The 10,241-nt window shown below is 39.4% G+C and carries 4 protein-coding genes; all 4 read left to right on the forward strand.

From position 1 onward, the window contains the following. Window positions 1–560: 560 nt before the first annotated feature. The 4 genes from DSM106972_RS50455 (at window position 561) to DSM106972_RS50470 (ending at window position 10,170) form a co-directional block, all read left to right on the forward strand. Window positions 561–899, forward strand: coding sequence for a Nif11-like leader peptide family natural product precursor (locus DSM106972_RS50455; protein ID WP_127087769.1), 339 nt, complete (start codon window positions 561–563; stop codon window positions 897–899). 113 nt (window positions 900–1,012) lie between these two features. Further along, window positions 1,013–4,405 (forward strand): type 2 lanthipeptide synthetase LanM family protein, encoded by a 3,393-nt coding sequence (locus tag DSM106972_RS50460; protein ID WP_127087770.1) that lies wholly within the window; start codon window positions 1,013–1,015, stop codon window positions 4,403–4,405. 80 nt (window positions 4,406–4,485) lie between these two features. Further along, entirely contained in the window at window positions 4,486–5,823 is a 1,338-nt protein-coding gene (locus tag DSM106972_RS50465) for an MFS transporter (RefSeq protein ID WP_201800916.1), read from the forward strand. Between the two features lie 423 nt (window positions 5,824–6,246). Further along, on the forward strand, window positions 6,247–10,170 hold the full coding sequence (locus DSM106972_RS50470) for an nSTAND1 domain-containing NTPase (protein ID WP_127087771.1): 3,924 nt from the start codon (window positions 6,247–6,249) through the stop codon (window positions 10,168–10,170). Window positions 10,171–10,241: the final 71 nt, after the last annotated feature.

Genomic DNA, 10,241 nt, shown 5'->3' on the forward strand with positions numbered 1-10,241 from the left:
AACGACTGGTTCAGATGAATTAGACATTGCGTTATTTTACCGCATTATTTAACCCAGCTCCCCTGAAATTTTTCGCTCTCCTCTGTTGGAGATGCTTTTAGTATAAAGATAGCATTGGATGATATTAGCGTAATCGAGAATTTTGTTGTATAAAAACTGACATGATTACTGCTAGTGTGGGTAGGCGCCTCAATATAAAATACATCGAAGTACCTTTAAGGGTACTTTTTTTGTAATTCTGTTGTTGGAAAAGTACCCATCAGGGTAATGCTATCTCGAAAGCAGCAGTCAGCAATTGCCGAAACAATTACTCACTGCTGCTCTTGTATAATTTTTTTCACATCTATCCATTTCATATGACTAAGGAAATATATACAGAGAAATAAATTATCACCACCTAAAAATAATTAATTAACGCTTCTTTGAGTACCCAAAAATAATTAATTATCAATCCAATTAGAAAAGAATAGTATTGATATTAAGAAAGAGCGAAGGAGTTAGCAAACAAGCGCTCACATTGCCTTTTCCAAAAAACACTCTATTTTTCAAAGGAAACAAACATGACTACTATCACTTTAAATCAAGTACAAAGCACAGCTAAAACCAGCAACTTAGAACAGTTTTTCCAAGAAGTCTTGAGCAACCAGGTACTGCAAAACAAACTCAGAGCAGCAACCGATTTAGAAAGCCTTTCTCAGTTAGTGGTTGTGCTGGGTGAAGAGTATGGTTACTCGTTCAGCATTCAAGAAGTACAAGCTGCCAGTGCAGTAGAAGCTGCTATCGGTGGTTTGTGGAAAACCCAAGATAATTTGAAGGTGAAGAATACTGAATTTGATTATCCCACTATCGTAGCAGGTATTACCTGTAATGCTTGGAGCCGATGCAGCGCTCCTTTCTAAATATAGTAAACTTCTCACTAACTTTATAGCGAAGGAAGAACTTAATAAAGGGCAAATATAGCAAACAGGGCGAACTTTTGTTCGCCCTTATCAATGAAGGAAAATATATAAAGATGCTAATACCAAATAAATCCGATCTAAGTCAATTAGAACTAGCAAGTATTACAGCTAAAGCAACCTCTATTTTTGAACGTATTGAGAGCAATTTGTTTGAAGTTGACATGACCCAAAACAGCGAACAAAATTTCACTGACAAGCGACTAGAACGCTGGTGTGAGATTGTGGCTGATGGAAATTGGGAGAAATTTTACAAGAGGCTAAATTTAGCTGGGTGGAATATTGATAGATTGCGTGCAGTTATGGGAGAGATAAAAGCCGTCGATGTTACAGTCTTACCAAGTTGGTCAGCAACTTTAAAAGAAATTATTGATAGTGCCCAGAATAAATTAAAATTCGGAGATATAATTCCTATTGATTCTTCACAACCGCTACCATTTGAAGATTTACTGCTACCAGCCTGTTTTGTTGCACGGCAGAAATTAGAAACTCGTTTGGGGCTATCCTGCTTGGAATTTTATTTATCGCATTATAGTTGTTTACCTTTAGAATTGCTGAGTCAGGAAGCTTATTTAACAATGGAGCGCAGCTTGCTCTCCAAGTTGGTGGGTCTTTGTGAGAAAACCCTAGAATTTGAATTCTCTCGTTTTCGTCCTTTGGGAGAAAGTTTTCTCAATATCTTATTAAAACAAACAAAAGCCGAATCAAACAACACTTACTACAAAGCATTTATACAAAAAATGCTGGAGGATGGGTTACTGGTTTTTTTTCAAAAATATCCGGTGCTAGGAAGGCTAATCGCAACTCAAGTTGATTATTGGGTAGAAGCAACGGCAGAGTTCTTACAACGTTTAAAAGCAGATAAATCCGAAATTGAACAAGAGTTTGCCCAAGTATATTCAGCAGTTAATATAGTTAGCCAAGCTAGTGGTGTGCTAGGGAAAGTTGTTGAAATCAATCCAAATTTGTCAGACCCCCATAAAGGAGGACGCTGTGTAATTTCCCTCAGCTTCGAGTCGGGAGTGAAACTAGTTTACAAACCCAGAAATTTAGGTTTAGAAGTTGGTTTTAACAAGCTTTTAGATTGGTGCAATCAGCAAAATGCATTATTACCATTTAAGGTTCTCAAGGTTCTTAATCGTCAAAATTATGGCTGGATGGAATATGTAGAACAACAGCCATGCTTAGATGAAGCTAGTGCAAAACGCTTTTATCAACGAGCAGGGATGCTGCTGTGCCTATTGTATGCTTTGGGAGGAAATGACTGCCATCACGAAAATTTAATAGCTAGTGGAGAACATTTGGTAATAATTGACACGGAAACTCTATTGCATCATGAACCGGAACATCTAGAAGAGTTTCCTCAAGTTGCCCAAATGCCAAACCAAAATTTTTGGAAAGATTCAGTTCTTCGTACTGGGTTGTTGCCCTGCTGGGATATTAACAAGGATAAACATATTGCTTATGATGTTAGCGGTTTAGGTAGTGTTGACCCACAGCTATCACCTTGGAAATTACTGCAATGGCAGTCCGTGAACACAGATAATATGCACCAAATATACCAGACTGTAATGATACCGTTGGCGAAAAATGTTCCGATTTTATATGAAATGCCCCTGTCACCAAACGATTATATTGAAGAGTTGATTGATGGGTTTGGACAAATGTATAGTTTTCTAATGGAACGACGGCAATTCTTACTTGCAGAGCCTAGCCCCTTAGCAGAACTTTTTGCCCAACAGGTACGCTTTGTCTTTCGTCCTACTAAAGCTTACGGTGTCATCTTAGAAAAAACTCTGGCTCCCGAATTTCTCTGTGATGGTGTTGACCGGAGCATCGAATTAGATATTTTAGCTCGAATATTTTTCAGAAATAGTGAGGATCTTAGGTCTTTACCAATTTTGCATTCAGAACTGAAGGCAATAGAACAGTTAGATTTTCCCTACTTTGGAGCTTATTCTAACAGCGATGCTTTAAGCATTGGATTAGATCAACCAATTGAAGAGTATTTTGTCGCAGCAAGCTATAGTCAGGCGATATTGCGACTGCAAAAATTTGATGAGGTTGATTTTGCACGGCAGGTAGCAATTATTCGGGGAACTTTTGATGCTAGGGTAGCCCGTGTGGAACAGTTTGGACGCGACCGCACACTTGCAACTGAGCAAGTGACAACAGTTTCCAATTCCAAAGTAACTGATGAAATGCAAATAAACTATTTAACTAGTGATGAGTTAGTTGCCTCTGCACAAGCTATCGCTCAAGAAATACGCTCCCACGCTATAAGGGAAGCTGACGGTAGTATGTACTGGATTAGCTTAAACTATATTCCCAAAGTCGAACGCTTCCAATTCCAGCCTTTAGATGAAAGTCTTTACAATGGTAATTGTGGCATAGCTTTATTTTTGGCAGCTCTTGATTATTTAGAAGGTACTAGTTGTAACCGTGAGCTAGTTTTAAGTGCATTACAATATACGTGCAGAATGTTGCATACAAACGATGCAGAGTTGACCCAAGTATTTGCAAATAATATTGGTATCGGTGGAGCTACAGGAATTGGTTCCATTATCTATTCTTTAGTAAAAATCAGCCATTTGCTTAAAGAACCAACACTGATTGAAAACGCTTTGGAATTTGCTAACTTAATTACACTTGACCTTATTGCATCTGATCAACAGTTAGATTTGGTAGGGGGAGCGGCTGGGGCAATTTTAGGTCTACTGACACTTTACCAAGAGATACCACAACAAACTGTTTTAGATAAAGCAGTAGCTTGTGGTCAACATCTTTTAAAGCATCAAATTTGCGTTGATGGTTTCCCAAAAGCCTGGAAAACTTTTGCCAACAAGCCTTTAACAGGTTTTTCTCACGGGGCGGCTGGCATTGTTTATGCTTTATTACAGCTTTATTCTGTTACCCAAAATAATGCATATTTAGAGGCAGCACTTGAGGGAATTGCCTACGAACGCAGTGTTTTCTCTCCTTCCGCCGCAAACTGGCAAGACTTTAGCTCTCCCAGCCAACAAAAAGGTCAACCACATTTTAAAGCGAGTTGGTGTTACGGCGCCCCTGGAATTGCCTTGGCACGTTTAGGTGGTTTGCCTGTTTTAGAGACCTCGGAAATTCATCAAGATATTGAAATAGCTCTACAAACTACTCAAAAATATACCTTGCACTCTGTAGACCATCTCTGTTGTGGTAATTTGGGTCGTTGTGAAGTAATGTTAGTAGCTGCCCAAAAACTATCCCGTCCTGAATTGCTGCAAGTGGCGCAACAAAGAACTGCTTGGGTAGTAGCCAGAGCAAAACTTGCGGGAGGCTATCAATTGTTTGCTAACTTGCCCAACCGTGTATTCAACCCCGGCTTCTTTCAAGGAACAGCTGGCATTGGCTACGAGTTACTGCGGTTGGCATACCCAGAAGCACTACCCTCAGTGTTGCTGTGGGAGTAAATCTCTTGATTTATCAGTAATAAAAACCTCTGTAAGTTTGCCTTGAATAGGACAAATAGATGATTTGGGCAGCAAAAAATATGATAAAATACAATACTCATGTTAGGATGAGAGTTTTCATTCTCATCTGGTTTGGACAACTTGTCTCCCTAATCGGCTCTAGCCTCACTGGTTTTGCTTTAGATATTTGGGTATACCAGCGCACCGGGTCAATCACCCAGTTTACCCTAGTTACTATATCCAGTGCCCTACCACTGATTGTTATCTCCCCCTTGGCTGGTGTCTTAGTAGACCGATGGAATCGCCGCTGGGTTATGATTCTTAGTGATTCCGGCGCCGCTTTATCTACTTTGGCAATTGCTCTTCTCATTACCACTAATCGGATTGAAATCTGGCACATTTACCTGGCTACTGCTATCAGTTCAACCTTCAATGCCTTGCACTTTCCCGCTTATACTGCCGCCATCACGCTGCTAGTGCCTAAACAGCATCTTAGCCGCGCTAGCGGCATGATGCAATTAGCAGGGTCTGCTACCAAATTAATTTCACCTGTACTAGGAGGAGTACTACTGGGTATTATTCGCATTGAGGAAATTATTCTATTAGACTTCGCTACATTTTTTGTTTCTTTAATGACTTTATTCTTAGTTAGATTCCCTGAAATTAATACTGTTAAGACTGATGATACAAAACAAGTGGGCAGAAGTTCGCTATTGCAAGATATTACTTCCGGCTGGACATACATTACTGCTAGAGAGGGACTGCTAGGATTGCTGATTTTCATGGTTTCTAACAACTTCTTCTTCAATATATTTAACGTTTTATTTACCCCCTTTGTGCTGTCAAAAACCTCAACTAATGTACTCGGTATCATCGTATCCATCGGTGGTATTGGTTCAATAGCAAGCAGTCTATTGATAAGTACTTGGGGAGGTTCGCAACAACTGATTTACAGCTTATTCGGCTTTCAATTGCTAGGAGGACTGTGTATTTTATTTATGGGGTTATACACCTCCATCCCACTCCTCACCCTTTCAATTTTCCTTTTCTCCTTTGGTTTACCAATCATCTATGGTTCTAATCAAGTCATTTGGCAAAGAAAAGTTCCACCTGACTTGCAGGGAAGGACTTTTGCTGTCAGAAGTATGATTGGTAGTTTGTTCCGCTTACTAGCTTATCTGGTCTCTGGACTATTAGTGGAAAAAATCTTTCAACCTTTAATGATGGACAATAATCCAATAGCAGTCAGTATAGGAAAAATTATCGGCACAGGAACTCAAGCAGGTATGAGCTTAATATTCATTGTCGTCGGTTGTTGTACTATGCTAACGACTATTGCTGCCTACCAGTATCAACCCCTGCGGTTGGTGGAGGATAAATTACCCGATGTAATACCGACAAGCAAAACATCCTTATAAAATCGTGGGAACTAAATGCGAGAATGCTTAACTGACATCTTGACCTCTACGTATAAATTCGGCTATTAAACAAGCATGTATTTAATGTTACTATTTTGTCAGTCCATTATATTGAAAATTATCAAGCACTAAAATTGAGATTTACCAATGTTGTGTGTTAATTACAGTGAGTAATTGTTTTGGCAATTGCCCACTGTTTCTTTCTTTGTTTATCAAATTATTATGAAGTTTTGAAACAATTGCTAGACAAAAAGCATGTTTTATCTTTAGACATTCAACATCCAAACTTTTGGTCACAGTTTATGGTTGAAACACATATAACCTGAAACCAATGAAAACGATAAGTTGAATTCAAGTTTAATTTTTGCGTAAATTTCCCCGATAAAGTGTAGCCTAAACAAAAGCGCTCTTTTTTTGCGACCAATGACAAAGTTAGTTGTCTTAAAATTGGATGGGGATTTACAGCAGGGTGTAAGGGTAACGCTTTCAATCGCTTTTGAAGGTGTTAGTCCCGATTCCGAAGTCACTGGTTTTTTACCAGCAGTTACAGATTTGCAGACAAAAATTGACGAGTGGCGATTGCACTACCGTAGTTTGGGGAGTGACAATCGCGCGCTCAAAGCTAAAAAAGTTACTTACTCTGGTTCTATTACCGACAAATACGAAGATTGCAAAAATTCCGCAACTGAGTTACAAAAGCGACTAAATAACTGGTTGCTTACAGAATCTTTTCGCTCCATCCGGGAGAGTTGGTTAAAGGAATTACAAGAAAATGAAATAGTACGGATACTAATTCGCACATCTAATCAGCAATTACGACAAATACCTTGGCATCTTTGGGATTTGGTGGAAGAATATCCCCATGCCGAACTAGCTTTAAGTGCAACCGATTATCAAAAAACTATCACAACCAAAACGCCAACTATTAGAGATAAAGTCAAAATTCTGGCGATTTTGGGCAACAGTGCTGGTATTGATGTGGAAACAGACCGAAAATTGCTCAACAGTTTACCGGATACTTCGGTAACTTTTTTAGTACAGCCTCAACGTTATGAAATTAATGACCAATTGTGGGAAAAACCTTGGGATATCTTGTTTTTTGCAGGTCACAGCCAAACAGTAGGAGATAAGGGTCGTATATATATTAATGAAAATAAAGAAAGCTTAACTACTGATGACCTCAAATATGGTTTAAAAAAAGCGAAGAGCAACGGGTTAGCTGTAGCAATTTTCAATTCCTGTGACGGTTTGGGATTAGCCTCTGAGTTAGAAACGCTACATATTCCCCAAATTATTGTCATGCGGGAACAGGTGCCAGATGAAGTGGCACAGATATTTTTAAAGCATTTTTTAGAGGATTTTGCTCTTTGTGGCAAGTCCTTATATCAAGCAGCTAAGGAAGCCAGGTTAAAGTTGCATGGACTTGAGGATAAATATCCTTGTGCTTCTTGGTTGCCAGTAATTTGTCAAAATACGGGTGCAACTCCACCAAATTGGTTAGACTTAGGGCGCCGTCCTACTGATATTATTCCCTATCGTGGTTTATTTGCCTTTCGCGAAGAAGATGCACAGTTCTTTTTTGGACGAAAAACTTTCACCGATATGTTGGTGGATGCAGTGCAAAATCAACCTTTGGTTGCCGTTATTGGTTCCAGTGGTAGTGGTAAATCTAGTGTAGTGTTCGCTGGTTTAGTAAGGCGCCTACGAGATACTGGAAATTATCATATTGTTGACTTTCGTCCCGGTTCCAGACCGTTGTTTAACCTGGCAACTGCCTTAATTGACCAGTCCCAAGTCCACAAACAATTACTTAGCCACACTGAACGCTTGCGGGAGATAAGAAACTTTGCCAGCGACTTGGGGCAGTACAAAAATGGGTTGCGCTCGGTGGTGGATGATATCAAAAAACAAAATCAATTCCAGCATTTTTTGCTCATAGCTGACCAATTTGAAGAACTTTATACTATGAGCACAGATGTACAAGAACGCCAAACTTTTCTCGATAGATTACTTCAAGCTATTCATCATTGTCGTAATTTCACCTTCGTCATCACTCTCAGGGCAGATTTTCTTGGACAAGCATTATCTTATCGTCCCTTTGCTGATGCCTTACAATATGCAGACTTAAAACTTGGTCCGATGACGGATGAAGAATTGCAAGCCGCAGTAGAAAAACCTGCTGCTTTATTGGGAGTAACAATTGAACAGGGGCTGGTAGAACGCATCCTTTCCACTATTAGTGTCGAACCGGGGAATTTACCTTTATTAGAGTTTGCCTTGACTCAACTATGGGCAAAACAACATAAGGCACAGTTAAACCATGCTGCTTATGATGAAATTGGTGGAGTAGAAGCAGCATTGGCTTGTTATGCTGACTCCGCATATAATCAGCTTAACTTTGAGGAAAAAGAGAGGGCACAGCGAATTTTTACCCAACTGGTGCATCCGGGGGAAGGAGCGGAGGATACCCGCCGTGTAGCTACTCGCGCGGAGGTGGGTGAGGAAAATTGGGATTTGGTCACCCGCTTGGCGGATGCGCGTTTGGTAGTTACTGGAAGAGATGAGAAAACAGGTTTAGATACAGTAGAGGTCGTCCATGAAGCCTTAATACGTAGTTGGGGACAATTAAATCTGTGGATGCAGCTTGATAGGGACTTTCGCCACTGGCAAGAGCAGTTACGGATAGCAATGCGTACTTGGGAGAGTAGTAGTTTTGATGAAGGGGCATTATTACGAGGAAAACCACTGGCAGATGCTGAATATTGGGAAAGACAACGTTTTTTAGAATTGAGTGGGGTGGAGAGGAGTTTTATTGCGCTCTCGGTGGAATTTCGGGAACGTGAAAGTAGGAATCAAAAGCGCAGGCGCCAACTGACTATTTTAGGACTGACGAGTGGTTTAGTGTTAGCTTTGATACTGGCTGGAATAGCTTGGTGGCAAGGGCAGAATACTAATAAGAATGAAATCGAAGCTCTCAATGCTACAACAGCAGCCCAGTTGGTATCAAATCAGGATTTTGATGCTCTAATAATAATTTTAAAGGCATCGAAAAAACTCAGTAATATCAGCCCTTTAGCATTTATTTTTGACAAAAAAGCTCATACCCAAATCAAAATTAGTGATTTATTGCAAGAAGCGGTTTACAAAGTCAAAGAACGCAACAGATTAATAGGACATTTAGATGAAATCATAGATGTTAGCTTTAGTCCTGATGGTAAAATAATTGCTACTACCAGTAGAGACACAACAGTTAAACTATGGAGTTTGGACGGGAGACAAATTACAACTCTAAAAGGACATAAAGCTTTAGTTCATAGCGTTAGTTTTAGTCCCGATCTAAAAATAATTGCCACCGCAAGCTGGGATAATACTGTCAAATTTTGGACAACATCAGGTCAATTAATTACTACCCTTAATGCCCATAATAATAAAGTTTATAGTGTCACTTTTAGTCTTAACAACCAAACAGTTGCTACTGCTGATTATGGTGGAAATGTGAAAATTTGGAACCACCAATGGAAACAAATCAAAGCTTTTAAAGCACACGCAATGGCAATACATTGTGTCAACTTTAGCCCAGATAGTCAGACTATTGCTACTGCTAGTGCTGATGGTACAGTCAAGCTTTGGAACATAAACGGGGACGAATTACAAACACTTAAAGGACATAAAGGTTGGGTTGTGTACGTGAATTTTAGCCCGAATGGTAAGTTGATTGCCACTGCTAGCGCAGATGATACAGCAAAGCTTTGGAATATTAACGGTAAAGAAATTAAAAGTTTAAATGACCACAAAGATTCAGTAACAAGTGTTAGTTTTAGCCACAATGGTGAAATGATTGCCACTACTAGTACTGATAAAACTGTAATTATTTGGAATAAAAATGGTGAGAAACTGGAAACCCTTACCGGACATAAAAACTGGGTTTGGCGAGCTAGTTTTAGTCCTGACAATCAAATGATTGCGACTGCAAGTAAAGATAAAAGCGTCAAACTTTGGCAGATACAAGGTAAGAAGCTGCAAGTAATCCCGGCACATCAAAGTGCTATTTTTAATATTGCTTCTAGTTCAGATGGCAAGCAAATTGCTACTGCTAGTGCCGATAAAAATGTCAAATTTTGGACACCATCTGGTAAGTTAATTAACATTTTACTAAAACATAATAGTCGTGTAAATGATGTTAGTTTTGCTCCTAATGGACAAAAAATTGCTACGGTAACTCAAGATGGAACTGTGATTCTTTGGAATAACAAAGCTAAGAAAATTAGCACATTCAAAGGTCATGATACTTTGATTTGGAGTGTTAAATTTAGCCCCGACAGTCAGAGCTTCGCCACTGCTAAGTAAGTCGGCGCCAATAAACCAAACTATGTAAAGATATATAAATACGGAAATGCATCTACATGAGGTAACACAGC

The organism is Dulcicalothrix desertica PCC 7102, from assembly GCF_003991905.1.
Lineage (GTDB): Bacteria > Cyanobacteriota > Cyanobacteriia > Cyanobacteriales > Nostocaceae > Dulcicalothrix > Dulcicalothrix desertica.

Coding starts and splice junctions, on each gene's coding strand:
- DSM106972_RS50470 (WP_127087771.1), top strand. CDS start 6,247: ATGACAAAGTTAGTTGTCTTAAAATTGGATGGGGATTTACAGCAGGGT.
- DSM106972_RS50460 (WP_127087770.1), top strand. CDS start 1,013: ATGCTAATACCAAATAAATCCGATCTAAGTCAATTAGAACTAGCAAGT.
- DSM106972_RS50465 (WP_201800916.1), top strand. CDS start 4,486: ATGATAAAATACAATACTCATGTTAGGATGAGAGTTTTCATTCTCATC.
- DSM106972_RS50455 (WP_127087769.1), top strand. CDS start 561: ATGACTACTATCACTTTAAATCAAGTACAAAGCACAGCTAAAACCAGC.